The sequence below is a fragment of the Bifidobacterium sp. W8114 genome, assembly GCF_016101165.1.
Taxonomy (GTDB): Bacteria; Actinomycetota; Actinomycetes; order Actinomycetales; family Bifidobacteriaceae; genus Bombiscardovia; species Bombiscardovia asteroides.
Map to the genome: position 1 here is coordinate 178,296 of NZ_JACFRA010000002.1, position 26,878 is coordinate 205,173.

The 26,878-nt window shown below is 57.3% G+C and carries 13 protein-coding genes, 1 tRNA gene, 2 pseudogenes and 1 CRISPR repeat array (1 of these 17 running past the window's edge); of the genes and pseudogenes, 2 read left to right on the forward strand and 14 right to left on the reverse strand.

What is annotated here, in order from left to right; genetic code table 11:
- A CRISPR array of direct repeats spans positions 1-2,164; the repeat unit is 32 nt; unit sequence ATTTCAATCCACGCTCCCGTGAAGGGAGCGAC; it begins 4,089 nt to the left of the window's first position.
- A gap of 446 nt (positions 2,165-2,610) precedes the next feature.
- From cas2 to H3T89_RS03615, 9 genes are all read right to left on the reverse strand, one after another.
- On the reverse strand, positions 2,611-2,901 hold the full coding sequence (gene cas2, locus H3T89_RS03575; protein WP_198216265.1) for a CRISPR-associated endonuclease Cas2: 291 nt from the start codon (positions 2,899-2,901) through the stop codon (positions 2,611-2,613).
- A 12-nt stretch (positions 2,902-2,913) separates the two neighbouring features.
- Positions 2,914-3,936 (reverse strand): type I-C CRISPR-associated endonuclease Cas1c, encoded by a 1,023-nt coding sequence (cas1c, locus tag H3T89_RS03580; protein ID WP_232348435.1) that lies wholly within the window; start codon positions 3,934-3,936, stop codon positions 2,914-2,916.
- Positions 3,937-4,004: 68 nt separating this feature from the next.
- Positions 4,005-4,706, reverse strand: a complete 702-nt coding sequence (cas4, locus tag H3T89_RS03585) for a CRISPR-associated protein Cas4 (RefSeq protein WP_232348436.1) — start codon at positions 4,704-4,706, stop codon at positions 4,005-4,007.
- A gap of 10 nt (positions 4,707-4,716) precedes the next feature.
- Positions 4,717-5,649 (reverse strand): type I-C CRISPR-associated protein Cas7/Csd2, encoded by a 933-nt coding sequence (gene cas7c / locus H3T89_RS03590; protein WP_110413424.1) that lies wholly within the window; start codon positions 5,647-5,649, stop codon positions 4,717-4,719.
- Positions 5,642-7,435: a type I-C CRISPR-associated protein Cas8c/Csd1 gene (gene cas8c, locus H3T89_RS03595; RefSeq protein WP_198216267.1), complete on the reverse strand. Its 1,794-nt coding sequence runs from the start codon at positions 7,433-7,435 to the stop codon at positions 5,642-5,644. Before cas8c ends, cas7c begins: the two co-directional genes overlap by 8 nt.
- Positions 7,432-8,088, reverse strand: a complete 657-nt coding sequence (cas5c, locus tag H3T89_RS03600; RefSeq protein WP_198189369.1) for a type I-C CRISPR-associated protein Cas5c — start codon at positions 8,086-8,088, stop codon at positions 7,432-7,434. Before cas5c ends, cas8c begins: the two co-directional genes overlap by 4 nt.
- 45 nt (positions 8,089-8,133) lie before the next feature.
- A complete protein-coding gene (cas3, locus tag H3T89_RS03605) occupies positions 8,134-10,278 on the reverse strand; it encodes a CRISPR-associated helicase Cas3' (RefSeq protein WP_198216268.1) in 2,145 nt (714 codons plus the stop codon).
- Complete coding sequence (locus H3T89_RS03610) at positions 10,265-10,513, reverse strand: hypothetical protein (protein WP_198216269.1); 249 nt, start codon at positions 10,511-10,513, stop codon at positions 10,265-10,267. The genes cas3 and H3T89_RS03610 overlap by 14 nt, the downstream gene beginning before the upstream one ends.
- A 545-nt stretch (positions 10,514-11,058) precedes the next feature.
- Positions 11,059-11,454 (reverse strand): helix-turn-helix domain-containing protein, encoded by a 396-nt coding sequence (locus tag H3T89_RS03615; RefSeq protein WP_198216270.1) that lies wholly within the window; start codon positions 11,452-11,454, stop codon positions 11,059-11,061.
- A gap of 1,582 nt (positions 11,455-13,036) precedes the next feature.
- On the opposite strand from H3T89_RS03615, the gene H3T89_RS03620 reads away from it, so the two are divergent.
- On the forward strand, positions 13,037-14,017 hold the full coding sequence (locus H3T89_RS03620) for a hypothetical protein (RefSeq protein ID WP_110417659.1): 981 nt from the start codon (positions 13,037-13,039) through the stop codon (positions 14,015-14,017).
- Between the two features lie 372 nt (positions 14,018-14,389).
- Here H3T89_RS03620 and H3T89_RS03625 read toward each other — a convergent pair whose 3' ends face one another.
- Both H3T89_RS03625 and H3T89_RS03630 read right to left on the reverse strand, forming a co-directional pair.
- Positions 14,390-14,881, reverse strand: coding sequence for a holo-ACP synthase (locus H3T89_RS03625; protein WP_232348437.1), 492 nt, complete (start codon positions 14,879-14,881; stop codon positions 14,390-14,392).
- 180 nt (positions 14,882-15,061) lie between these two features.
- The gene (locus H3T89_RS03630) at positions 15,062-15,541 is read right to left on the reverse strand and encodes a hypothetical protein (RefSeq protein WP_198216271.1); all 480 of its coding nucleotides are present in this window, start codon (positions 15,539-15,541) and stop codon (positions 15,062-15,064) included.
- A 568-nt stretch (positions 15,542-16,109) separates the two neighbouring features.
- On the opposite strand from H3T89_RS03630, the gene H3T89_RS03635 reads away from it, so the two are divergent.
- Positions 16,110-16,511: an RDD family protein gene (locus H3T89_RS03635; RefSeq protein WP_198216272.1), complete on the forward strand. Its 402-nt coding sequence runs from the start codon at positions 16,110-16,112 to the stop codon at positions 16,509-16,511.
- A gap of 256 nt (positions 16,512-16,767) precedes the next feature.
- On the opposite strand, the gene H3T89_RS03640 is transcribed toward H3T89_RS03635, so the two are convergent.
- The 3 genes and pseudogenes from H3T89_RS03640 to H3T89_RS03645 all read right to left on the reverse strand — a co-directional run.
- A tRNA-Gly gene (locus H3T89_RS03640) sits at positions 16,768-16,841 on the reverse strand.
- 659 nt (positions 16,842-17,500) lie between these two features.
- Positions 17,501-20,440: pseudogene (locus H3T89_RS09185) on the reverse strand (beta-ketoacyl synthase N-terminal-like domain-containing protein); the annotation flags it as partial.
- Positions 20,441-20,619: 179 nt separating this feature from the next.
- A pseudogene (locus H3T89_RS03645) lies at positions 20,620-26,866 on the reverse strand (fatty acid synthase subunit beta domain-containing protein); the annotation flags it as partial.
- Positions 26,867-26,878: the final 12 nt, after the last annotated feature.

The following is a 26,878-nucleotide window of genomic DNA, read 5'->3' on the forward strand; positions in this document are numbered from 1 at the left end:
CTGGCACTACCGATTTCAATCCACGCTCCCGTGAAGGGAGCGACATGCTGTTGGCCTTTGCACACGCCGATACGACAAATTTCAATCCACGCTCCCGTGAAGGGAGCGACCTGAGCTTAGCTCTAGGATTCATGGTCGCCTTCCTATTTCAATCCACGCTCCCGTGAAGGGAGCGACCCGCCTTAATCAGCGTCACCCACCGGTCTGGAGCAATTTCAATCCACGCTCCCGTGAAGGGAGCGACTGGTGCTCTTACCGCCAGCGAGCAGCGCGTCATTATTTCAATCCACGCTCCCGTGAAGGGAGCGACGAGACTTACCACCACCACGGCCACCCTTGTAGATATTTCAATCCACGCTCCCGTGAAGGGAGCGACTAGCTATAGCAGAGTACGGGCTGAATGCGACCAGCATTTCAATCCACGCTCCCGTGAAGGGAGCGACGGTCTGCTGTAAGCGGGTTTGTAGGTTCTATTTGATTTCAATCCACGCTCCCGTGAAGGGAGCGACAGACACTCAAAGACTCACGCCACACCAACAGCAAAATTTCAATCCACGCTCCCGTGAAGGGAGCGACACCCTGGGTATCTGACTTTCGCAAAACCTTCACATTTCAATCCACGCTCCCGTGAAGGGAGCGACGGTCGTATCCAATCATCATGGATGGCGACCCCAAATTTCAATCCACGCTCCCGTGAAGGGAGCGACCATAATCGAGGGCCATTTCCATATCACCAGCAAGAGATTTCAATCCACGCTCCCGTGAAGGGAGCGACGCTAAGAAAATGACCACAGAAACCGTGCTCACCGAATTTCAATCCACGCTCCCGTGAAGGGAGCGACGAGACAATGCGTTTCACTGGTTGAAAACCGCATATTTCAATCCACGCTCCCGTGAAGGGAGCGACTGAAGCCTGCGACCGCGCCATCAAGGATGATAAGATTTCAATCCACGCTCCCGTGAAGGGAGCGACCCGGCCAAACTATAAGGTCGGCTACTACACAGATATTTCAATCCACGCTCCCGTGAAGGGAGCGACAAAATAGGTCAGGATATAGAGATAAACCCTAGAGATTTCAATCCACGCTCCCGTGAAGGGAGCGACATGTCAGCCATCGCATTGAGATACCTATCCTCGGGATTTCAATCCACGCTCCCGTGAAGGGAGCGACCCAAACGGTGCCTGCAATGGCGCACACTAGTAGATTTCAATCCACGCTCCCGTGAAGGGAGCGACGTGCGAGATACGCCTTGTGGCTATCATGCCCGGATTTCAATCCACGCTCCCGTGAAGGGAGCGACGCTAGCCATGCCGCACATCTAGAGGCCTCATGGGATTTCAATCCACGCTCCCGTGAAGGGAGCGACTCATCATCACCACACAGCCCTCCAGCCTCGACGTATTTCAATCCACGCTCCCGTGAAGGGAGCGACATCAAAGGGATTTTTGAAAAGGGTGTGACCGTTTGATTTCAATCCACGCTCCCGTGAAGGGAGCGACCAAAATATATCAAAACCGCATATGGCCAAAAGCATTTCAATCCACGCTCCCGTGAAGGGAGCGACGCCATATGCGGTAGGCCCTACAGGCGACAAGATAATTTCAATCCACGCTCCCGTGAAGGGAGCGACTTCTGATTGAATTTCAACAAAAACTTGACGCTCTGATTTCAATCCACGCTCCCGTGAAGGGAGCGACGACGTATCCGATGATATGCGGCACATAGTCCATATTTCAATCCACGCTCCCGTGAAGGGAGCGACATCTCAGGATATGGTATATGTCGCCATCATTTTCAAATTTCAATCCACGCTCCCGTGAAGGGAGCGACGCGACGGTCGCGCAAAGGACGTGATGGCCGGATGATTTCAATCCACGCTCCCGTGAAGGGAGCGACCGGATAAGAGCGTGGGGGCGGACCCGGCCTTGGGATTTCAATCCACGCTCCCGTGAAGGGAGCGACCTTGCTCGGCGGGGTGATGGTCACCGACCCGCGAGATTTCAATCCACGCTCCCGTGAAGGGAGCGACCTTACGCGGTAAGACACCGGGAGGAGTTTGGCGAGATTTCAATCCACGCTCCCGTGAAGGGAGCGACCAGATCGATAGTCATATAGGTGGCGCCAGCATGTATTTCAATCCACGCTCCCGTGAAGGGAGCGACTGCTCAATGATACATCCAATGACCAATATATGATTAGCTTTAATAGCTGACGACTCCCAACAGCCCAACCTAGGTACTCAGCTTCTGTCTGTAGTCGAGCAATTGAGATGATGTCTCAAGTCGACAACATCACTATTCAGTTATCAAACAACCGTTCATCTGTTTCACTAAAATTTTAGCTTTCTCCGCATCTACAGACCTCTGCATGGAAATTCAACAAAATCAGCTCACTAAAACATGCGAAATCAAGACTGAATATCGTACAGAAGCAACGATCCGCAGCGCGAAGAATCAGACGAATACATGATTGCTAGCGTTTCGCGGCAACGATAATCCACAGCAACAATCAACATACTGCACTGTTTACAGTATTACACCAACCACTGAGCCATCATCTAACTTCAGCGGCTCAAATTATAATGCAGTACAACCAAGGCCCAATGATTCTATAGCATCATCACTTGATCAACAGGGATATGGCGCCTCACCCCATAGTAATGGATTCGGCGCGAGTATCTGGCACCCAAGTCGTACATGATCAAGCTGTCTTCCTGAGGGTTGATCAGCGTCATCAGCCGCTGTTTTAGCAGTTCACGATCGACAGGAGTGACCACGCATTCAAACACACTATTTTGCACACGCTGTCCAAACTTCATGCATTCATGACCGACCTTTCGCAAACGTCTCCGACCAGCCGCCTTACAAGTGTCAACATCGTAGGCAACAACCACCATCATTATTCTTCCACCCTACTTCCAAAACATTGGCGGATAGGCATCCATATCCCCACGTATGTATCTAGCCAGCAACAGTGCCTGCACATAAGGCACCAAGCCCCATGGAACTTTCTCCTTAAGAAAGGGGTGCATAATTTGCTCATTCTTGCGCTTCTGCCAGGCTGAGAGCACCTGCTTCCTCCCCTTGTCGTTAAGGTAAGTTCCTCCGTTCTCTCGAACTTCAAAATCTCGAGCCTTAACCACATGGGTATTGACCAGAGACAAAGCTAGCCGATCCGCAAAGGCAGGGCGCAATTCCTCAACAAGATCAAGGGCCAGCGAAGACCTACCTGGCCTGTCTGTATGCAAGAACCCGACATAAGGATCAAGGCCGACACCTTGAAGTGCAGAGCGACAATCTCCGGAGAGCAGCACATAGATAAATGACAGCAGGGCATTCATCCTATCCATCGGTGGCCGCCGGCTGCGCTGCTCGAAGTAGAAATCATCCTTATTTGTGAGGATAAGATCATCAAATGCATAAAAGTAGCACTTGGCAGCATCCCCCTCCACACCGCGAACCGAATCCGCCGTTAGGCAGTCATCCAATTCCCGCAAGGCTGCCGACAGACGGGCACTCTGTTTTTTGACACGAGGCACATTGATCCGTAAGGCGTGGTCTCGGGTAGCGCGCTCCAGCACCTGTCGCGCATTGAATATCTTACCCATGACGAATGAGGCTGCAATCGAACAGGCCTCATTATCGTCATCGGCCATATGATACTGGCGGCGTCGCAAAAGCACATTTCTGTTAGCTTCCCCAAGTACTGACCCGTAGTATTTGCCCTGAGGGGAGTAAAAGGCGAACGAGACTCCAAATTCATTGCACTTACCCAGCAAGGCTGGCGAAGCACCCTTGTAACTGAAGCAAAGAATAGACTCCAAGGCACGCAGGGGAATCCGTCCCATGACGTGGTCGCCCTCATTCACCACGACATTCTCCTGCTCCAGGGAAAGGTAGGCATCCTCTGTAGTGACAAACAAGGTGTTCAACATCTGTCTCAATGGATCATCGCTTCCCTTTAGTGTTTTTCCTCAATAAGCTCTCATTGACCAAGTTACTCCTACAACTCTTTCAAAGTCTTTCGAATGTAGTCAGCAGCGGAAGACTTATGTACAAGTTCGGGCAGGCAGATATCCTTCAATGAACATGACCGGCATCCCGTCTTTGGCTTCACCTTTGGAGTATGGCCTCGCCGATAAAGATCCCGCATCTGCGCTAGATCATCGACTACGTGAGCGCGAAGATCTTCGTTGAGTTCGACCACTTCACGGCGCTTAGTCCGCTGATAGAACAATGCCGCCTGGCCGATGCTGCAGGAGAGCATTTCTTCCAAACACATGGCTTCGCCGCACAATTGCAAACGATCAGCATTATTGACTTTGCTGGAACCGTGCTTGTACTCGATAGGATAGGGTTTCCAACGTCCTCTCCTGCCTATCAACGAAATTCCATCCTGAGCTGTGTGAAATTCGACGATGTCGCAATCGCCGACGACTCCCAAACTTCGAGAGAATACACGCAGGTCGCGGAGTATCAAGGTGTCACCGCGTTTTTCAGAAGCATGGCAGTCGTGGGCACGTCGATGTTCAAAGTCTCCTGCATACGTTCTAGTGTTGTCACGCCATTGCTCCTCTATATGAATCAATGCCCATTGGCGCTTGCAGAACTCAAAATGCTGAATGCCAGACAGGGCCAGCCATTCATCCTCAGGATATTCGGCCGGCCCTGTGGCCATGGACAAGTCCATGGGATTATCACTCATTGCAGTATTCTCAACCATCCACCATTTCAGTCAGTTCGACCGACTGCGGAATAGCTGAAGTATCGACGGTCACATCGTAATCCGAGAAGCTGCGCGGGGTCTCGACCTCAGGCTTATGAGCCACATGAATGCTATCGAACAGCTTATAGGAGGGAGCATCGCCAAGATCGTTGCTGTGCTTGAAGACGTAGAGCTTGCGAACGGCCATCTTGCCCCTAGCTGCAGAATGATCAAACTCGAACATGTTGAGAATGGCCTGCCAAAGCATGGCCAGGTCTTCCTCGCTAAACCCGGTGGTCTTTTGTGCAAGCTTGGCATTCACATAGCCATCAGCACGGTATAGACCGTAAGGAACGATGGACTTGTTACCCATCTCGTTGTTCTTGTTCTCTTGGTCTTTTTCCGTAGTAATGGCCACCCTGGTGATGGTGACAGACTGCGGGAAAATCGGATCGATAGATCTCGAGAATCCAAGTTGCACAGGACCACGCACCTGGCCACAGGCCAACCCGCCCTTGACGAAGGTGGTCATCACCGCGCCAAAGGTCCTGATATCGAAGAAATTGGAGCACATGTAATCGAGGATTAATCTATCCAGCTCGCCATTTTCCTTCTTGGCCTTCTTTAAGGTCTTCCCGATACTGTCCACATCGGGGTCCCCATTGACGCCAATCGCTTTCAATGCCTCAGCATCGAGGCGGTTCAGCGGAACCTGCTGCTTGATATAAATACGCCAGGGCGCCTTATCCCCGTTAATTAACTGCACATAGTTACGTATCTTCCTCTTCAGGCAAACATCAGTAACAATTCCAATCCCGGTCTCACTATCGGTTCGTGGCATATTGCCTGATTCCGGATCTCCGTTGGGATTGCCATTCTCAACATCATAGAGAATGGAGAAATCGTACCTATTTTGGATAGCCTTGGCAGTTTGCTCACTCATTTACAATTCCTTCTTCCTTGTTGGTTTCCTTATTGTCGTCCTTGTTCTTGCCCTTGTAGCGCTCCTGAGTCTCGAAATAATATCCGAGCTGGAAAGCACCCTGTTCAGGCAGCGATAACCTCGTCGGGAAGTTCTCGCCGATTCTGGTCATCAGATCTGCGATACGCTTGGTATAGTAAATGCGCGTTCCCGTCGACAGTTTTCGCAGGTGCTTTTTTGCCAAATCGCCCAAGTGCGGGAAAACCACGGCAGGCATGGTCGATGCATTAGTAAAGAACCGGTCACCAATCGTGGTATTGATACCAGGATTCGCAGCATGTTGTATGTCCTCGTACAGGGCGAACAGTCGTCCTAGGACATAGGGCACATTGGTGCTTTCTTTGTTGATGGACACTTGCAATACCTCCTTAGGGCATTGGTTGTTTGGATGACGAAGAAAATACGCTTTGATGATTGCCGCCTTGGCGCGGGGCACTTCATGCTCAACGCCAATGCGGTTCTCGACAGCAGTCAGGAGCGACGTAGGATAGGGCGCACCTGTAAGAATGGCCTTAAATAGGTCGGAAACTGTACGGGGGGAAGCTGGAATCCTCTTTTTCCCACCAGCGACAGATGGCACAGTTTGCGCAAGGAGCATCCACACAGGTAGGTCACGACGTTTATCAAATTTCGGTCGTTCGATATCCAAATCTGCATAATGCCGACGTACATGCTCCATGTAACTGCCATAAGTGTCCTTCAAGAAGAAGGACACCGAAAGCCTGGCCGCATTAGGGGCAAGCCCAAGGATGTAAAAATGCTCATCCGGATTAAGCCTGACACCATTGAAATCAACGGGGTTCCCTTTAGACAAGGCCGTGACAGTGGCTATTAGATCCTGTTGGTCAACCCCTGCAGCGCCTTCAATGCACAAGTTCATCTCAGCTGAGTACTCAGCCTGTCCTGACTCTGCCCAGGAGACAATCGTCAAGGAACCATCATTGATAGTTCTTGTGTATTGATCGTCCTTCAGCACAGTATTTAGGGCTGTCGTGTAAGCGAAGGCTTCACGTTTGCTCATAGGAGCATTTTGGTCCTGCTTTTTGTTGTAGGAAAGATACGCTGGCGCATTGAAAGACACCAGCGCGGATCCACTGGATTGCGCGTTGCGGACGCCTCTGATATTTGGATGAGTAAGAGCGGGAACGACGGCTTGACCTGAAACAACACTTTGCATGGTTTCAGAACCAGCGGCCGAATCATCACTGTCCTCGTCACCCGCAGAGAACCATGAATCCCAGTATCTTTGCATGGTTGGGTTTTCAGATAAAGGTAAGCCGCTGCGGCAGAGGACGAAATTACCGGTCAAGGCCTTCTTCCAGTCCCCTTCGCCCAATTTCTCCTCGACAACTGCCGCTTGAGGCGTCCGGGAGAAGAAAGCGAGCACTGCGCGAGCTTCATCATCTTCGGCGTTCGCAAGCACCTGACGATGCAATTCAGCAGCAGCTGCAAAGCGCTTGGCCGCCTTATCTGTTGCACCGTTGGCATCTGCACCTAGCAGGTAAGAGGAGTTGTCGCAGAGGAAATTGGCCTGAATTTTCACCGTTCGTAATGCATGTGCTGGAACAGGCATCATACGTCTGAACTGCTTGTTCTTTGTCAATGTCCCAAACGGAATGACATGGGTTATGGCCCCGTCATCCGCTATGTCCAGGCCCCACGGAACATTTTCAACGCTGTATCCATAGCGCGGTGCCTGACCAGCCTCCACCAGCCGGTCGTAAAGTCTGACTAGTTCGCCAATCATGAGCTCACCTTCGGATCAGTTGCATCCAGCACACCATTAATCAGCTCAGCTCTGAAAAACATAGGTTGCGGGTCCGCAGGGTCTCGATAGTCCATGTCATATAACATGTAACCCAGATCCCGACGACCATTTTCAAAACCCTTGGGCTGACCCTTATCGACATCCCAAAGCCGAAAATCGACAGGGAACTCCCGGGTTCCAAAATAAGGGTGGTGATAGTATTGCCCGTTCTGAGCCCGCCTATTGAACATGCTGATGAACTTAGCCGGCGTATCCCCAGCGGCAGCTTTACTATTCATATCAAAGTGCGCCTCAATCACATAGTGAACATCCCGCAGAATGGTGGAGGCACGCTGCTGAATGTCTGAGGAAGTATAGATCGCGCTGTCTTTGGACGGATCATTGATCATCGACCTGATAGTATCGGCCGAAATCACGCTGCTGACCTCATTGCGACGAACACTGGTGAACCTGATCGGATTCATGACCACAATCCTGTCAATACGCCAGACCATGCCTGGATGCCAGAACACAGCCTCCAGAATTCCCCGTGCCGCCGACGGCGTCATCACGTCGTACGAGACCCTCTCTACTTTCATTTCCGGTCTGGTGAAGAGGGCGTACGGACCCCAGACCTCAAGTTGTACTGTCATTGGTCTCCTTTCCTGTTGCCGGTATTGCTAATTACGATTCAGCCATCAATACAGCAGACCGTTTTGAGGCAACTGATCTTCATCGACCTGCAGACCTGTAGCACTGTCATACATGCCCATGTCCAGCAGAACAAAAGCATCGTCATCCGACCTGGCACCATGCTCAGCCAGAGCGGATATCTTCCCAGCCTCTTTGAGTCTGTCCAGCTGTCTAGGCCAGACATTGACTGCGTACCGGCCCAATCTGCGGAACAGACCTCGCGTATAGCAACGAGGATCAGTCAGCTGGGCACACAGGGCGCTCGCTTCTTCATTGACCGGTATATAGACGGGAACAGTTGGAGTGTCAATCAGCTTGAACAGCTCAGCAATCTGAGCGAACGGCATACGGCATCCTGATATTCCACGCTCATGAGCCTTTAGAATCTGACGCTGATCGAGACTCTCATCCCCACGCATTCCAAAGAGCCTGGTGAAGTATTCATGAATAGCTTTTGATGATGCCAGGTCAGCATTGCCTTCCCGTACCAACTCGAAAGCCAGCATATTCTGTTTCAAAAATGAAACCTGGCCCTCACCAGTCGAAAAAACATGAACCAATGAGGCATCCGCTTCACGTCGACCTTCTCTGTTGCAACGGCCAGCTGTCTGAAGAATCGAATCAAGACCAGTCTGTTCCCTATATGCCTCGGGAAAATCAACATCCACTCCGGCCTCTATCAGAGACGTGGATACGACCCTACAGGATTCTCCTTGAGCGAGGCGATGCCGTATCTGCTTCAGCAATCGTTCTCTGTCATAGGCACATTGCAGTGTAGTCAGACAGAAAGTGCCGTCTTCGAAGCCATGCTTTCGCGCCATTCCGGAGATGCACTGCGCTTCCTTACGTGTGTTGACCACGCACAGGACCTGATTATGGCCTTCTACTGCTGCAGCCATCTCATCCATGTCCTTATGACCGTCATCAACGATTCGATTGCGCCGGAATTCTGAGCGCTCATTTTCGCTCAATGGCGCAATTTCTGGAATTGACAGAGTTGGACGTCCAAGAGCCTGGGCAAACAGATCCTGCAAGGCCGGCTGAGTGGCTGTGCATAGTACCGCGGTGACGTGATAGTTGGTAACCAGCTCAGCTATGGCCTGTACACATGGTTTCAGCTGAGGCAAGGGTAAGGTCTGGGCCTCATCGAAGATCACAACAGAGTTGGCTATGTTATGAATCTTCCTGAGTTTAGAGGCCTTGTTGGCGAACAGGCTTTCGAAAAACTGCACAGCCGTGGTTACGATAACCGGCATGTTCCAGTTCTCGGCCGCAAAACTACGATGCAGATCGTTTACGGTGAGCTCGTTTTCCTCCTTCAACTGGAAAGCCGCATCTGCATAGTGTGGCAGAACCGCATCTGGCCCTAGAAGGGTTTCGAATTCCTTTACCGTCTGGTCAATGATTGACGTGTAGGGCACGACGTAAATAACTCTATCCATATGATGCGTTTTGGCGTGTTCAAGTGCGAAAGTGAGCGAGGAATCAGTCTTGCCGCCGCCTGTAGGAGCAGTCAGCGTGTATAGACCTGGTTTCCATTCAGGATCGGTTCCGTGAATAAGACAGTCACGCAATATGGCATTACGCTTTTCATTCAACGACGTACTCGCCTTCGCCGACAGGAAGGATTCAGCTCTACGTTCCATGATTTCAGCGAGCGCCTTGATTCTGACTGACTGATGCTCACGCAGCTGCTCAGCCAGCGATTTGCTTATTTCACGTAATTCCTGCGGAGACGGCATAATAGAGTTGGACAAACGATCAGGATCGAGATCCTGAAGCAGTTGTTCGAGGAATGGTGATTCGTCGCGCTCTACTTTGCCATTGACAAAGAACTCAGCATCCAAACGATCCGCATCCACTAGTGCTGATTCATGCATACGGATACGCATCATGTCCGAGAAATGCGAGCCCAAAGACGCGAGCGGTTTGACTTCGGGAAGGGTAATCTCATCCTTCCAATGCGAGGCATCAGGGTTGGGACGCTTCATTCTGCCGACCAAGGTGCTTGAATTCTCGGTATCAATACGGTTGCCAAAATCCGGCAAACCAGCGTGATGTCCTGCAATGGCAAACGTGGCTTCTTGAAGATGAAGCTTATACGCTACTTTCATCCCGTATGAAGAGTGATTGACACTACTGCTCATCATAAGCCTCCCTAATCATCCTCTGGAATTCATCTGAATACTTGCCTATGTCATGAAGAAGGCCAGTGTCCAGACCCATATCAGCCTGATCCTGGTCATACAGATAACCGGCCAGCCTGCCGGCGAAGGCTGCATCGAGACATCCCGTCATCACCAGATGCTGTACGCAGACCTCGAAACCATGATCTTTCGAGGTGCGGGCCAGATATTCGTCTATCTCATTGCCTTCGGTCGTCATATAAACATCCTGCCAAAGGATAGATCGCAATTACTTTGGGTATCGTTTGCCAAGCGCAAACCAAAGACCCACTTAGGCAGGTGGGCATCTTCGAATCTGAGCACAACCATCTTAACCATCAACCCTTCTCCCTCGTATGGGCGAACAACTTCGTTCTTTTAATCGAAGATAATACCTTTATCCGATAATGTCAATTCGGTCTCTGACTGTTCTAAAGAGATATTGTGTACACGTATTAATAAATGAAAGTTTAAGCGCAGCATATTAAAAGGTAAAACAAAAGGCCCATCAGTCAATGCTGATGAGCCCTTTTATAAGAACGGTCAGAAGACCATTTCAACCCTCGCCTCATGGCGACTTAATCCGTCTATGCATGTTATGCCAATTTCATTACAGAGCACATACTATACAGACCAGATGCAATTATCCATAGGAGTCTCTTAACTACAGCTGGACTATGAAACATAACGGACTCCACCAAGATACTCTTCATTACGGAATATGTGCTTGACGCGGTCATCGATTTAATCCATCATTTACAATATTTACAAAGTACGACGACGGTACTCCATAGGAGACATACCTACTTTTGACTTAAAAGCGCTGCAAAAGACGGACAGCTTGGAATACCCGCAATTTAGGGCTATCTGCTCGACAGGCTTGGAGGAATTGCTGAGCATGCTTCGAGACGAATTGATGCGCGCGTCCATAACATAGGCATGAGGCGTATAACCGGTTGCCCTTTTGAATACCCTAATGAAGCTGCGCTCCCCCAGGCCAGTCATAGCGGCAAGCTGATGAAGATCAAGGGGCCCCTCCAGATGATTGGCAATATATGTCATCACCATTTGAATGTCATGGCCGCTCCTGTCAATGTCACCCTGCACCACAGGCGCATCAACGAACCAGATCAGGAAGTCCGTCACATATTTCGCAAGCATATGTTTCAGATAAATAGGTGCCGGACCGAAATATGTTGTAAATGGTCTTTAGCGGATGCAATGCCTTTTCATCCTGCTCCAGGGCGAAAATCCGCCCTCGCTTGGCAATTATCTGCTGATAATAGAACCGAGCTGCCTGACCATCGAAGTGCATCCAAAGCATCTCTGTCGGCCCCACAGACTGATAGCGATGGTATTGGTAGCAATCCAAAAGTACAAACACCCACCACGAGCAACGCCCTGCATAGCATTGGCACGCAGAGCGAGCTCACCTGATTTCAACTACACGATTTGAAAACTGAGATAGGTATCGCGCTCGGTGCAATGGACGTCAAGCATCGGTAAGACCTTCTTAGCATTGAGACTATGATCAAGAGTCAGGAATGCTTGGCATTTACTTGTTCATGAAGCCGAGGCCCTGCAACAAAGAGCTCAGAAACCCTGGAATTACCATATTCAAGATGGCAAAGCCAATGATAAGGACCGCCACGAAAACGACAACGCCTATTAGCTCGTCACGTTGCTGCTGACGGCGTTTAGCCTCACGCGCCGCAGCCATCCTCTTGCGGTAAACCACCGGACACGTCGTCCCTGGACGATGACGATGTACAGGACACTCTGGATCGTACTGACACACATCATAAGCATAAGTCTTCTCGCCGAATCCATGCATTGATACTTGCCCGTAACCTCTGCTTGCTTCATCATCGTCTGGCCACACCACATAACTCCAAGATTCGGCGCAATCCAGTCAAGAACACGTTTAGTAGGTTTATATGCCAGCCAAATCAATCATGCGAAAGCGCTTTATCTCCTTCAAAGACAAGGATGAGGTTGTAAACTCGTCTGCACTTACCCGTGGCTTTCTTTATGCACGCCCTCATCGATGAACCCTGACAAACCAGCGGCAACCCCATTTATGCGAGCACTGAGACCAACGACAAAGAAACGAAAGACATACCTGTTGCACTCCCACGCGGCAACAGAGCGATTCGGCAGCCATGTGTTCCATCAAGATGTGCACGTTTCAACCAGCGAAGTTAATCCACATAGTTGCTGGTCACTCTACACGAATGGTGATGCCTTCGGATGTCTTACTTCCCATGTCCACATCCAACCAGGAAAAGTAGCGATAGCTGAGGACTCTTCAGATCGAGCTGATTTAGTATAGCGTTTCGGAATCACTGTGGTTTTTGGCTTTGAATTATGGTGGGGAACTCGCCATCCATCCGTTCCACAATATTTGAACTTGGAATAAGCGAAGAGGATTGGACCAATAATGATGATGCACCCCTTGTTCTGTCGTGAATTCTGCTTTTATAGATATGGGATCGTCCACGCAGATGCGACGAATACAACTGCAACTCTGCAATTATGCTCTCCTTGATGGAAGCATCCCCGTGGATGCAGGGAGCACATGAAGTCAGATCCGGCGAGTCTGCTATAAATATGGTTATTCACACGTATGCGGGGAACACGCGTATTATGCACAAAAAGTTTGCCTCACCAAGGATTATCCCCGCCGATGCGGGTGTTTTGTCGCAGACATGCAAGGCCTGCACCATGAGGGAAGGAATCAGTCATGGTATGGAAGGGGAATGCGCAGGACGCATCGACGAAGGCTGACCATTGGCATTTCGTCATCGGCCTCGTGGCGGTCCTGGCGGTCGCGGCAGGCCTTTCGCTGGGGGTGTGGACCTGGTCTTCACACGTCAAGGCGGAGTCCCTGGCCGACTGCCAGTCGCAGGCGGCCTCCGCAACTCGAAGCCTGAAAGCCTACAAGGCGGACCGGGCTGCGGCACAGCGGCAGGTCCGGGCCATACCCCAGGGAGACGTGTCCGACGTCAGGGTCGTGGCCGCCGTGGACAAGGCCGCCAAGCCCGCCGTCCCCGCAGTGCCTTCGTGCAGCGTGGACGACTCGTGGAGCTCGTTGAGAGCCTTGGCACAACAGGCCACCCAAGTTGCACACAAGGCTGATGCCGCCGACCGCGGCGTCAAAGCGGCCTCGAAGAAAGTCGCCGATGACGAGTCCCGGACGGTCAAGGCGCACCTGGATAAGACGATCACAGACGGCGACACGCTGCTCTCGGGCAGCGACGGCCAGGTGGCAGACAACGCTGTGCGCGATGCCCTGAAGACGGCGCTCGACCAGGCCAAGGCCGTGCAGGCCGACGCCAAGGTGGACTCCAACGGGCGGCGCAAGGCCATACAGAACATCGCCGGCCAGACGCAGGCAGTCAATGACTCGAAGGCCGCCAAGGCCAGAGCCGACCAGGAGGCCGCCGAGCAGCAAGCCCAGCAAGCAGCTGCGGCGGCTCCAGCACCTTCCTCGAGCCATGCACGGGGCGGCTCTGCCAGCGTTTCGGCCCATTCCAGTGGCTCGGGCTACGCCCGAGGCGGATCAGGAGGCGGATCGGGAGGCGGCTATACCGCTCCCGCGCCTTCGCCGGGAGGCGGCGGCTCCAGCTACTCTCCCGCCCCCGAGCACTACACCCAGGAGCAAATTGAGGGGGCCCACCACTACATGTGCGTAGTGCATCCTCAGATCACCACGGGGTGCTGAGCTTCCCAGGCATGTAAAAGGGCTGCACCTCCGGCTTCGGAGGGGTGGCTTCGTGTCTTCGGCCCGAATCATTCCCTGGCCGCGCCGTACCTGAATTGCTTGCCGGCGCAGCCGGGCAATGCTCCGGGATCATCCCTACGTAAGCAGGGAACCGGCCTCAAGAAGAGGCTGTATGTAGTCTACACGGGAGCCTCGGTCAACCCTTAGAACGACGCATGTAATACATAGTGCTGACTGCATCTGAAGCCTTGATCATCGAATTCGGCTTCGACACAGTCAGGGCATCGCCCCACATGCCGAAGACTTCTATTCGGCTGCCGAGGGCGATAACTAGGAATTAACGCCGAATACGTCACATGCCCTAGCCTGATTTCAGACACACCTGCACAAAAGCACGACCGCCGAAGCCACCGGTCCATCATGGCTTAGAGCGATACGCCAGTATAACTGCACTCGATTGACCTGACCACCGGTCAGAGGCAAGGAATCGTAAAGCCTGGCTACCACGGAGGACTCTAGATTGACGCTCGGCCGACCCCGGCCATCATCCAAGATCTCCACACCGCTCCAGGGAAAATCATCCAAACCATAGGGCGATGGCTCAGGTCCCAGCGCCTGCGACCAGGCCTTAAGCACCGATTCCTTGCCGGCCCAGCGCACGGCCAAGTGCGCCGCCGTGTCGTCATGCTTGAGCAGGGCCCGCTGCTGGGCCTGCCGCCGCTCCCGAGGCGAGAACAAGCTTGTCATGCGTGTGCCTGGCATAGTCAGCTGCCGGCCGAACTCCTTCAGATCGACCAAGTCATGTCCCAACCCCAGCACTTGTCCAAACCCGGCATCATTCATAGGCCCGAGTATCCCCCTCATCAGCCCCTGCAGCAAATCATCCGATCAGAAATTCGGGACCACACAACCTATAGGCATAATCAACGATCCCTGTAATTTTGCACAAATAGCCCCAAAAAAGGAATCAAATCAGAAAGAACAAGAGGCTAGCAAGGCGGGAAGGCGCGAAAGAGAACAGATAGGGTGAGATTCTGCCATATCTTACGGAGCGTAGTCAGTGCCCTTCCATCCATCGTGTAAGAAGGACCATGTACCAACGCCTTCCCCATCGTAATTAAAGAGCACCGTCCCAGTCATCTCAGGAACAACTGCATTCCCGGTCTGATGACCCAGCAATGGCTTGGGGCGGACAGGATGTGAGAAGCTTTCTGTAACTTTCATCTTGCTAGATTGCTCGGCTGGTCGAATTTGATCACTTTGATCCGGCTCAGAAACCAGTTCTTCCGCAGGACGAGCAGAGCGCATCCTCTCTTCCGTCCAGTATTCTGCCGCGTCGATGTCTTGAGATGATGATTGTGAAGAAGAAACGGTAGCTGCATCAATTGAGACTGGCTGGCCTTCTGCAACCTTTCCCGATGCAGGCTGCACGGAAGCTTGATCTGCGGAGACTATAAGCCCCATCAACAGCATCGGGCCCAAGAACGTCACGAAGATAACCACGGTTAAAGATCGTTTCTTCATGGGACTCATCCTTGAGTAGTTCATTGATATTGACTTTGATGTTAGCATTTAGCCACAACTCCGGGAGAGGGTTGGTGAACGGCTATCTGCTCGATATCTTTGACCTGCTGCATGTCCGAGCACACCCGTGGCCCTGAATTCCTACAACCTGCTCGGAGGGCAGCGGGCGAGGCCAACTGTAGATAAATATCATTTGAGAACATTCAGCGCAGCGGCCCCGAAGTCTTCGCAGGGCTGGAAGCCACAGAAGTCCAGTCCAAGCGGCAATGCCTACACAATTCCCCTGGCTTGTTGCACACTTGCGAACGGAAATTCAGTAAGCAGTTGCGAAAGAATCATGAGCAGCTAGACATCGATCAGAAATTCAGAACACTCGACCTTGCTTTCATGCCTATGTGTGAATCTCGATCAGAATGGTTCACGCCTGGGTGTTTTCGAGGAGTTCTGCGACCTTCTCCCGTTCGGAGTGGAGTTGCTTGAGTTTTTCGTTCTTGACGCGCGACCGAGGGGACATCATCAAAGGCAGTGCAGGAATACGCTTGTCATACTGTATTGAGAGGAGGCAAGAATGTCAGCTTTATGGTGGCACAGAGTGGCGTCATACCTGCTTCGCATAGTATTGCCAGCGTCGTTGCTATCACAGTTAGTGGGGAGCATTGTATTTGGAAGATCTTCGCCAGGCGGTTTTGCTCAATCCTGGATTGATTGCGTTTCTGTGGCTGTTGTGTGTGTCATTTCTGCATGGTCTACACGCAATGGACAGTCCTGGACGCACCGTCTTCTCAAACTTCAGGTATGCGATCAGGATTCCAATCTGCCTATATCCGGTCTGAGAATGGGCGTGCGAGAGAAAGCGCATCTTGCTGATTTCGCATCACTCCTCATTGGTTTTCTTTGGCCTTTATGGAATGGCAGGGGGCAGACCTTTGCCGATAAGATCATGGGAACAACCGTGACCAGCAAACAATAGGGATGCTCGGAATGACGCGAAGATGCCTTGTTGCATGAACATAAGAGCCAGGAAAAATCCATTAGGTTGATTACTGCCACACCAGCGGCAATGATGGTAACCTCCAATGCATCACCAGCTATGGCTGATAGCTCTGCCAGCGATAAGGATGCATTCAATACAGAACGCACAATTCACTAAGAAAAAAGCGATACAGGCTACCGTTGAATTCCAACACGCTAATGCAAACGCCGACTTATCGAATCCTGCGTCTAAGTGGAGCGGGCGGCGGGAATCGAACCCGCGTAATCAGTTTGGAAGACTGAGGCTCTACCATTGAGCTACGCCCGCGAAGCCGTTGGCTCGGTAAACAGCATAGCACATGGGCCAACCGGAACATGCGGTCAATTAATCATTGCGTGGTGTTACTCAGCGATAAACCTATGTAGGCATCACTGGGCAGAGCCTTGTACAACATGGAGACCCGCCCACAGTTGAAGGGAAAAATATCGGCGTGGCTATGATGGTCGGGCTTCTCGCCATGGGTATTATGACAACAAACCGCAGCCGCAGGAATTCCATAACAGCGGCCACTAACACCAACACTTCGTACGAGTAAGCGGTCGGACGACTCCCCAAAGACAAGTCCGGCCATTCGGGTGGCCCAGCAATAACCCCAAGTAAAACCTGGGCCACCCATCTACTTTTTATACCTTTTCATGAACAGGAGCCAAACACCGTCAGGTCGTAAAGGCCGCCTGCCCCTCAAACAGCATTGAAGCAAGACAAGGGATAGCCATAGCCAAGCCTGACGTGCCCAGGGACATTTCACCCACTCTCCCGTGAAGGAAGCGATCACCCGAGTATGAGCAGCTGATGAGCATCCACCCCATAACAAAAGGGGAGGTGAGCCGTTTGGCCCACCTCCCTGATCAGCGCGATGATTGAGCTCTTACCGATTTCCCATTTCCCGCTACAGAGAATAGGAAACCGACCAACTCACGCTGCTCTCAGCCCCGGTCGTAATAACCGTCGGCGCCCAGACGGGCCTGGGGATCCAGCAGCATGGCCTTCTCGACCTCATGGCCCACATACCCGTTGCCGTCCTCATGGAAGCGACGGTTATCGATGGGCTCATAGAGCGGGGCCCGACCCATGCGGCCCTCCTCCAGGCGACGTTGGCCAGCGGCCAGACGGTCATTGGCCCGGCGACGCCACTGGTCCAGGGCCTCCCGGCCGGAGGTCTTGAGCACGGCCGCTTCGAAGGCTCCAGGGCTGACGATGACCCCGATGCCGGAGACATGGCCGAAGCCCAGGGAGGTGACCAGTCCGGCCTTAATCCTGCCGACCTTCAGAGGCTGCTCCAGCCAGACCAGATGGTCGTCACGCCTCAGGACCGGATCCACGCAGTCCAGGGAGGCATTGGCCGGGATGACCCCGGACCGGAAGAGCTGGGTGAGCCCGTTGATCTGGAAGATGCAGGCGCCGCCCTTGGCATGGCCCGTCAGGCTCTTCTGGGAGATGACGTAGAGCGGGTTGCCGTCCGTCCGCCCGATGGCATGGGCCAGGGTGTTGTGCAGCTCGGACTCGTTGGGGTCGTTGGCGTTGGTGGAGGTGTCATGCTTGGAGACCACGGCGATGTCGTCGGGGTCCACGCCCAGCTTGGCCAGCGAGTGCACCAGGTCCGAGTCCCTGCCGCCCATGCCGGCGGCCAGAGCCCCCAGCCCGGGTGCGGGGATGGAGGTATGGGCGCCGTCCGCGAAGGAGTGGATGTACCCGACCACGCCAGCCACGGGCAGACCCATGCGCAGGGCGATGTCGCCGCGGGTCAGCAGGATGGTCCCGCCGCCCTGGGATTCCAGGAAGCCGCCGCGCCGACGGTCGTTGGCCCGGGAGAAGAACCGGGGCTGGATGCCCTTGGCGTACATCTCGGCGGAGTCGGCGGTGGCGTTCATGTTGCCGAAGCCGATGACCGACTCCACGCCGATGTCGTCGATGGCACCCGTGACCACGAAGTCCGCTTTGCCCAGTGCAATCTTGTCAGCGCCCTCCTCAAGGGAGACCGCAGCCGTGGCGCAGGCCGAGACCGGCTGGACCATGTTGCCGTATCCGCTGATGTAGGACTGCATGACGTGTGCGGCCACCACGTTGGGCAGAGCCTCCTGGAGGATGTCCGTGGGGATCTCCTTGCCCAGGAAGCGATCCAGGTAGAGTTTGCGCATGGAAGCCATGCCGCCGAAGCCGGTCCCCTGGGTGGAGGCCACCTTGGAGGGATGCACGGCCTGCAGGATCTCCACCGGTGTGAAGCCGGCCGACAGGTAGGCGTCCACGGTGGTCACGATGTTCCAGAGGGCGATTTCGTCCACGTCCCCGACCATGGAGGCGGGAATGCCCCATTTGACCGGGTCGAAGCCCTGTGGGAACTGGCCGCCCACGGTCCTGGACATGGTGGCCCGACGTGGCACGCGGATACGGGAGCCGGGCAGGCGGGTGACGGTCCACTCGCCGGACTGCTCGTCGTGGGCGATGCTGGTGTGATCCGGATCCTGGGCCACATACTCCTGAGCCATATCCTTTGTGGGCACCGAGAAGGCCACGTCGTGATCGAGGAAGACGTCGACCTCCTCTTCATTGGTGCCTTGACGGTAGTCGGAGCCCATGCCGTCGTCGAAGGGACGGATGCCGGAGCGGGCCACCACCTGGTCGTGGTAGCGCTCGGCGATGTCCTGCTCGGGCACCAGCTCGCCGTCGGTGTCGTACCAGCCCGGCTTGGGGCTGTCCTGCCACTCGACCAGACCCATGTTCCAGGCCAGCTCGAGGACGGCGGCGGCGCTCAGGTCGACCTGACCATCCGAATGGATGCCCATCTCGGCCTCGAAGCGGGTGCGGCCGGAGCCCCAGGGACCCATCTCGCCGATGGAGACGATGACGATCTGATCCTCGGGCCGAGCGGTCACGCCCTGCCAATCCTGCAGGTCCACCGGAGCCTGGGCGGGCACCCGAGGTGTGGGCAGGGCCTTGATGACCCGGCCCGGATCCTTGTCGGCATCTGCGGGCGCATCCCCGGGCTTTCCGGCTGGAGCCGGTGTCGATGGATCGTCGTTCTGGGCAGCCTCGGCCTTCAGGGCCTTGAGGTCCAGCGGGCTGGAGCCCAGGCCACCGGTCAGGTCGGCCTTAAGCGGGGACTGAAGAGCCTGCTGGCGGGCCTGCACAGTGCACAGCTCCAGCAGGGAATCAGCCATCTGCTCGGTGGAGTAGGTGCGGATGCCGTGGCGCTCCACGACTTTAACCAGCGGATCGTTGCCGCCCATGAGCCCGGTGCCACGGACCCAGCCGATCAGCGGGTGGGCGAAGGTGACCCGGCCGGACCAGTCCTGCTCGGGGCGGGACCGGTTGACGATGGCGTCCAGGGCGGCCTTGACCTCCCCGTAGGCTCCGTCACCGCCGAACATGCCGCGGTTGGGTGAGCCTGGCAGAACCACATGCAGACGGTGGTCGACATCGGTGTCCGCCCCGATGCCGGCGAACCCGGCGATCTGGCGTTCCAGGCTCCAGAGCATGAGCCGGGTCTGGGACTCGAAGAGCCGGCCAGAGTCGGCCATGGTCCCGTGCATGGCGGGTGCTGCGAAGGGCAGCAGCAGGGTGGGCTCGTAGGCGGGCTTGAGCACGGTGGTCGTAGCCCCCGTGGTCTTGCGCTGCTCATTGCCGACCCAGTCGACCAGGGCATCCACATCCCGATAGCTGGACAGGTTGGCGGGCACGATCCAGAGACGGGCACCACCCACGGCATGGCGACGGTAGAGGTCGCGGGCCCAGATGACGGTCTGCGGCTTCAGGGAGTGGCAGACGGCGATGACCGTCGCCCCGCCCTCCAGGAGCCCGGCAGTCAAAGATCCCGCGATGGACTTGGGGGCCACGCCGGTGACCACGGCCACGTCCTTGGCGAATCGTGCGGTGGTCTGGTCCGAGTCGGCAGGAGTCATGGCCTGGTCGGCAATGCCGCTGAAGACCCGGGCCAGATCCTGCTCGCCGCGTTTGCCTGCCTGCTCGGCGTACCAGACGGCCTGATCGTGCACCTCACATCCGGCTCCTACGAAGCTTAGGCGACTGCGGTCATCATCATGCTCGTGGTAGATGTGAGCCAGATCCTCGCGGGCGCTGGCCCAGCGGTCGTCGAAGAGGACGGCACGCGAGGCCTCGAACCGTGGTGCCACCTGCTCGGGCCAGTCGCTGCCCAGCTCGGCATCGACGGCAGCCACGACTGCAGCATCCTCATTCTCACCAGGCTGGACGGTCGGGGGTTCAAGCCCCAGCTTGTCCAGGAGGAAGCGTGCGGTGGAAGCCAGTACACCCTCAGAGCCGGTCACCTGGGCTGCGAAGGCATCCAGGGCGGCGGAGTCGACCACGGCACCGCCAGCAGTACCGCCTGCAGAGGGCATAGAGACCGTGACGCCGTGACGCTGGGCCACCTGCTGAACGGCCTGGTCGATCAGAGCATTGGCCGCAGGCACAGTGGAGACGGCTTCAGTGGGGAGAATCGCCAGGTCGCCGCCGCGCGAGGAGGCACCCTGGCGGGTGTCCAGGACCAGGCTGGCGACGGTGGCCGAGACCCAGCCAGCACCGAGCTGCCAGACATCGGAGACCCGCTGCTCGACCTGCTGCAGCTTGAGGCCGGAGGGGCCGAAGAGGTCGCGGATGCGTTCACGAACGATGTCGGAGAGCACCGGGCCGAAGGGCCGATAGTTAGGAGCCACCTTGTTCACCAAGGCGCTCAGGTCGGTCATGCTGGCCTCGGCGGCGCCGTCCACGCTGGCCACGCCCAGCTCGGAGCTAATGTCCATCAGCAGCTGGTTGCGCCTGGAGGAGACGCCGTTGGTCAGGGTGTCGGTGGTGTCGGTCTGCCCGATCTGCTCGGGGCGGATCTTGGTGGAGTAGGCCAGCAGGACGGCGATGGCGTCCGAGGCCTTGAAGGGCAGGTCGGCCACCTCGGCACCCGATGGGCCGCCGGTGGTCGGAGCCGGAGCTGGAGCAGGAACCGAATCCTCGGCTGCTTCATGGGCAGGAGCAGCAGCTGGAGCCGGATTCGGTGCCGGGGCGGGAGCAGCAGCTGGAGCAGGCTCAGGACTGGAGTCCTGGGCCGGAGCTGCGGGCTCCTCCTCCACCGGGGCCATGGGATCGGTGTCGGTCAGATAGACCCGGCTCTCGTCCCTGCCCAGGTTGTAGACGCTCACATGCCGCTCGCGGAAGTCAGGCAACTTCAGGGTCTTGGTGCCCAGGTTGGCCAGGGTGGGTGAATGGCCCAGCCCTATCTCAATCAGCTGCTCCACGCCCAGGCCGCCCTGCTCGGGGGCATCAAACATGATCGCCTGGGTCTCGATCCAGCGCACCGGGGAGGCGAACTGCCAGGAGAGCAGCTCGGTCAGCAGCAGACGGCCCAGCTTCTGGTCGTCGGCCGCATACTGGTCCCAGACCCGGGGATCGCCCAGAGCCTGCTTGATGCGTTCGGAAGGAACCACCTCCAGGATGGAGGCCGCGAACTCCTTGGTCATCCGGAAGGGCCGTGCAACCAGGTTGGGTATGTAGCGACCCTCCAGGCGGGAGTAGTCGATGTGCTCGGGCAGCAGGGCATCCAGGGTGTCGCGGAACTCTGGCACCCCCTTGCGCAGCAGGGTGGAGTGGAAGGGCACGTCAATGCCAGGCACGTACATGAAGGCCGGCTTACCGCCCGCCTCCTTGGCCCGACGGTTGGCGTCGGCTCGCAGATACTCCAGACCGGCGATGGTCCCGGCCACGGCGTACTGCTGGCCGGCCAGGTTGTAGTTGACGATCTCCAGGAATTCGCCGCACTCCTCGGATACGGACTCCACATACTGCTTGACGCCGGAGTCGCCCACGCCGAACTGGTTGGGACGCAGGGCGCCCATCCGGTAGTTGCTGCGCCCCTGCTCGTCACGTTCGATCAGGGAGTGCATGGTGGATCCACGGTGAAAGACCAGCTCCAGAACCGTCTCCAGGGACATGACCCCGGCGAAGGAGCTCAGGGCGTTGTACTCGCCCAGGGAGTGGCCGGCGAAGTAGGCGGGCCAGATGTCCATGCCGGACTCGCGCAGGCGGGCGGTCTGGGCGAAGGCCACGGTGGCCAAGGCCACCTGGGTGAACTGGGTCAGGTTGAGCAGACCCTCAGGATGGTGGTAGGTGACCCCCTTGGCTGTAAGGGTGTGCGGGTTGTCACGCACCACGGCCAGGATGGAGAACCCAAGCTTGCTGCGGGTCAGGGCATCGGCCCGTTCCCAGGTCTCACGGGCGGCAGGCGACTTGGCCCGCTCGTCCAGGACCATGCCCTGCTGCTGGATCCCCTGGCCGGGGTAGACGTAGGCGGTCCTCGGGGCGCGGGCGATTGCCGTGCCGCGGGAGACCAGCTGTCCGTCGATCCTGCAGGTGACCTCCAGGACCAGGCCGCCATGGCGGACCTTGCCCACACGCTCCAGGCTGATCTCCACCTTGTCGCCCAGCTGGACCATGCCGTACATGTTGTAGGTCCATCCGGCGATCTCGTAGTGGACGCCCTGCTCGTCAGTGGCCTGGGCCGCGTACTGTGCGGTGGCCGACAGCCACATGCCGTGCACCAGCGGCGCAGACAGGCCGGAGACCGCAGCGCCTCGCTTGGAGGTGTGGATTGGGTTGAAGTCCCCGGAGGTGCGTGCAAAGGCGGTCATATCCGTGGGGGCGGTGACGGTGACGCGGCGTAGCAGCCTGCGGGGTGTGTCCACCGTGTCGGCGCGGATGCCGCCGTACTCGGGAGCCTCCTGGGGCAACTGGTCGCTGTAGGCGCGGCCACGGATGGCGAAGCGCTCGACCTCGCGGGCCAGCACGGTTCCGTCCTGGGCGGCGTGGACCACATGGATGGTCACCACCCGGCCGGAGGCGGACTCCTGGTAGGGCTCGGCCCAGCTGGTCAGTCCGATCCGCTGGCCGGTATGCTCCAGCAGGCGCTTCTCGCTGACCTCCAGCTCAATCAGATGGTCCAGATGGACCGCGTTGAGCAGTCCCTCGATGATGGGGAAGCCATTCACATAGACGGATCCCAGAGCTGCGTAGATGGCCGGCCAGGCCGGACCCACCAGGGCGTCTGGGGCGAAGCCGGAGGGGATCAGCGCATCAGGCAGGGCACCACCGGTTGCCGCCTCATGGTCGAAGCCCAGGTTGGCTGCCAGGGTGTAGCCGCTGTGGGCCAGGCCGAAGGGGTGTTCCTGGTCGTCATCGTCCTTCTCGATGACAGGCATGGCCTCCAGCTTGTCGCCGGTGATGGTGGTGTTGCCGATGCCGGCTGTATCGGCCAGCATGGCGTAGACGTCCTTGGGCAAGCGGCTACGGTCGACCACCGGGAAGAGACCGACCTGGTCGCTCTTGAGGGTCAGCGGCACGACGATGTCACGCACCGCATGCCGGTCCAGGCCGCCGTCGGGATCGTCGTCCCAGTAAGTGTCCAGGTGGATGTCCAGGTCGTAGTGCTCGCCCTGGGCGTCATGGCCGGTGGCGGTGATGGTGTAGTTGGGGTCGTCCATGGCCGTGCCGTAAGCCGGATTGGCCATCAGGTGGCCCACCCAGGAGATGTTGGGGCTGCGGCGGATGAACTCCTGCGCGTCAGCGGCGCCTGCCAGCTGGCTGTAGGCCTTGGCGGGACTACTGTCCAGGTCGCGCACCCGGTCGATGGCCGCCCGCTCGAACCGTCCCAGGATGGAGGCCACCGGCTCGTCCACCGTGGTGATGCCCGCCACGGAGATGGGTCCGGGGATGGCCCTGACCGAGTCGGCGCCGTAGCGGGGGTCCTCTGACTGCCAGAGCTGATCCTGGCCCCACCAGCGCAGCAGATCGTTGTCGATGACCGGCACGAAGGGCATGGGCTTGGGGTACTCGCGCACCAGGACGGGGAACCAGGCCACGTCGGTGGGCACCACCTTGAGCTCGGCTGCCTGGGGATAGGCCTCGTGCAGCCGTCGAAGCGCCTGCTCGGGCTCAGCCACATCCTGCCTGGAGGCGAAGATGGAGTCGAACTCGCCGCTCTGACGCTCGCAGACACGGGCCTCAATGCGCCGCAGCAGGTGCAGGAAACGGTCGATGTAGGTGTCATCGGCCCAGGGGTAGGCCAGGTCGGCGAAACGTTGGGCCCAGTCCTGGTAGGTCATGGTCTCCAGATCGCCGAAGTAGGGCTTGGCGGTCTTGTTCAGGGCCTCGATGATCTCTGCGCGGCGGGTCTCCAGCTCCTCGGGGTGCTTCATGACCCGGACCAGCAGGCGGCCGCACTCGGCGGAGGAGTTCTCCATCTCGTAGATGTCGGCGTGCAGATGGCTCAGGCCGGAGCCCACGCCTCCCACAGACTTGCCGCTGGGCACCCACTTCTCACCCATGGGGGCGAAGGGGTCCGGATCGGGGGTGGAGCTGTCGATGCCAGGGGTGGCCACCAGAGCCCGCTTGATCTCAGGATTGGTGCGGGCCTCCTTGGCGGTCATGGCCGCTGTGCCGATCATGACGCCGTCCACGGGCATGTCCGGCAGGTGGTAGGCACGGGACCACTGACCACTGATGTAGTCGGCCGCCCGCTCAGGGGTGCCGATGCCGCCGCCAGCCACGAGCACGATGTTGGGGCAGGCACGAACCTCGGCATAGGTGGTCGAGAGCAGGTCGTCCAGGGACTCCCAGGAGTGGTGGCCTCCTGCGGCCCCGCCCTCGACCTCCATCAAAATGTGGGTGGGTGCGACCTTGCGGGCGATAGCCACGACCTGGCGTATCTGGTCCACCGTGCCGGGCTTGAAGGCCACGTAGGGGAAGCCCTCCTCGTTGAGCTGGTGGATCAGGGTCACGGCCTCATCCAGCTCGGGAATACCGGCAGAGATGACCACCCCGTCGATGGGGGTGCCGGAGGCGCGCTTCTTGGGCACGATGTGCTGGCTGCCGAACTGGAGGTTCCACAGGTACCGGTCCATGAACATGGCGTTGAACTCGACCGTGCGGCCCTCCTGCAGCTGGTCCTCCAGCTGGGACACATGGCGGTCGAAGACCTCGGCGGTCACCTGGCCGCCGCCGGCCAGCTCGGCCCAGTAACCGGCGTTGGCGGCTGCAGCCACGATCTCAGGCTCCACAGTGGTCGGGGTCATGCCGGCCAGCATGACCGGGGGCTTGCCGGTCAACCGGCTGAAAGCAGTCTCCACCCGGGGGCCGGCCGGGGTCTCAAGCAGACGGGGGGCCAGCTTGGACCAGTCCTGGGTTCGGGCCGGGTCCTCCTCCATGGTGGACAGCTCCGCGCGCCGGGCCTGATTGGAGGCCTCGACCACGCCGACACCGGTGCCCTGGACCAGGTTGTCCACCAGCTTGCCCAGGGTCTCGCCCGGGCCCAGATCCACCAGCCAGAGGGAGGCGGCATCCTGCTGGTCCATGACCTCGGCGATCCGGCCAGCCCAGTCGGCATGGTTGAGCAGAACCTCTTCGCCCAGAACCCGGGCACGCTCGGTGTCCAGACCACAGCGGGAAGCCCAGTCCACACTCAGGTCCACGGCCTCCTTCATGAGCGGCGAGTGGAAAGGCAGGGTCACATCCAGATACTCCAGAACCGGCGAGAAGGCGGTTCCGCCGCGGACCTTGTCCTCGCGCAGTTGGCGCTGATGCTCGCTCTCCTTGCCCGCCTCGATGGCAAAGGCGGCCAGATCCTCCGGATACCCGGACAGGACCAGGTTGCGGTCCGAATTGGTCACGGCCACGCTGATGGGACCGCGAGCGCCAGGCACCCGGTCGACCAGGACCTCCACCTGATGGCGGGTGGCGCCGCGCACCGAGAGCATGGGCGTGGCCTCACCCTGGCGGTGGATGCCCAGACGACGGGCCTGGCGGGTGCCGGCCGTGCCGATCAGCATGGCGGTGGCCAGAATCTGGTCGATGGCGCCCTGGGCGGCCTTGAAGGATCCGGCAGCCTGGATCTCCTGGACCATGTGAACGCCGATGATTCCCTGGGAGTGTCCCAGCAGGGCCACCGGACGGGCCTGGGCTGCGTCGTAGCCCAGTTGGTCCATGTCCATGAGGGCGCCCAGCTGCACCAGGGCGATGCCGGGAACGCTGACCGCCGCGTCGGCGGCCGGCCCCAGCCTGACCGGGTCAGGTCTGTAGCCGAACAGATCCAGCTGACGGCCGTTGGTGGCCAGCAGATCGGGCTTGACCGCCCTGAGCAGGTCGGTGGCCGCCGCCATGCGCTCCCTCAGGGCCTTGTCAATGTCGGGATCGCCCTGCAGATCGGCCAGGGCCACGGTCCAGGGGTTGGACTGGCCGGCGAACATGAGCGCGTGCGGCTGCTCGGCGAGACGGTTGATGAAGAATGTATTGGTCATGATGTCCTATTC

Excerpts from the sequence above, each read along its gene's own strand:
- H3T89_RS03635 (WP_198216272.1), top strand. The coding sequence starts at position 16,110 with ATGTCAGCTTTATGGTGGCACAGAGTGGCGTCATACCTGCTTCGCATA.
- cas3 (WP_198216268.1), bottom strand. The coding sequence starts at position 10,278 with ATGATGAGCAGTAGTGTCAATCACTCTTCATACGGGATGAAAGTAGCG.
- cas5c (WP_198189369.1), bottom strand. The coding sequence starts at position 8,088 with ATGACAGTACAACTTGAGGTCTGGGGTCCGTACGCCCTCTTCACCAGA.
- H3T89_RS03610 (WP_198216269.1), bottom strand. The coding sequence starts at position 10,513 with ATGACGACCGAAGGCAATGAGATAGACGAATATCTGGCCCGCACCTCG.
- cas2 (WP_198216265.1), bottom strand. The coding sequence starts at position 2,901 with ATGATGGTGGTTGTTGCCTACGATGTTGACACTTGTAAGGCGGCTGGT.
- H3T89_RS03625 (WP_232348437.1), bottom strand. The coding sequence starts at position 14,881 with ATGAGGGGGATACTCGGGCCTATGAATGATGCCGGGTTTGGACAAGTG.
- cas1c (WP_232348435.1), bottom strand. The coding sequence starts at position 3,936 with ATGTTGAACACCTTGTTTGTCACTACAGAGGATGCCTACCTTTCCCTG.
- cas7c (WP_110413424.1), bottom strand. The coding sequence starts at position 5,649 with ATGAGTGAGCAAACTGCCAAGGCTATCCAAAATAGGTACGATTTCTCC.
- cas4 (WP_232348436.1), bottom strand. The coding sequence starts at position 4,706 with ATGAGTGATAATCCCATGGACTTGTCCATGGCCACAGGGCCGGCCGAA.
- H3T89_RS03630 (WP_198216271.1), bottom strand. The coding sequence starts at position 15,541 with ATGAAGAAACGATCTTTAACCGTGGTTATCTTCGTGACGTTCTTGGGC.
- cas8c (WP_198216267.1), bottom strand. The coding sequence starts at position 7,435 with ATGATTGGCGAACTAGTCAGACTTTACGACCGGCTGGTGGAGGCTGGT.
- H3T89_RS03615 (WP_198216270.1), bottom strand. The coding sequence starts at position 11,454 with ATGCTTGCGAAATATGTGACGGACTTCCTGATCTGGTTCGTTGATGCG.
- H3T89_RS03620 (WP_110417659.1), top strand. The coding sequence starts at position 13,037 with ATGGTATGGAAGGGGAATGCGCAGGACGCATCGACGAAGGCTGACCAT.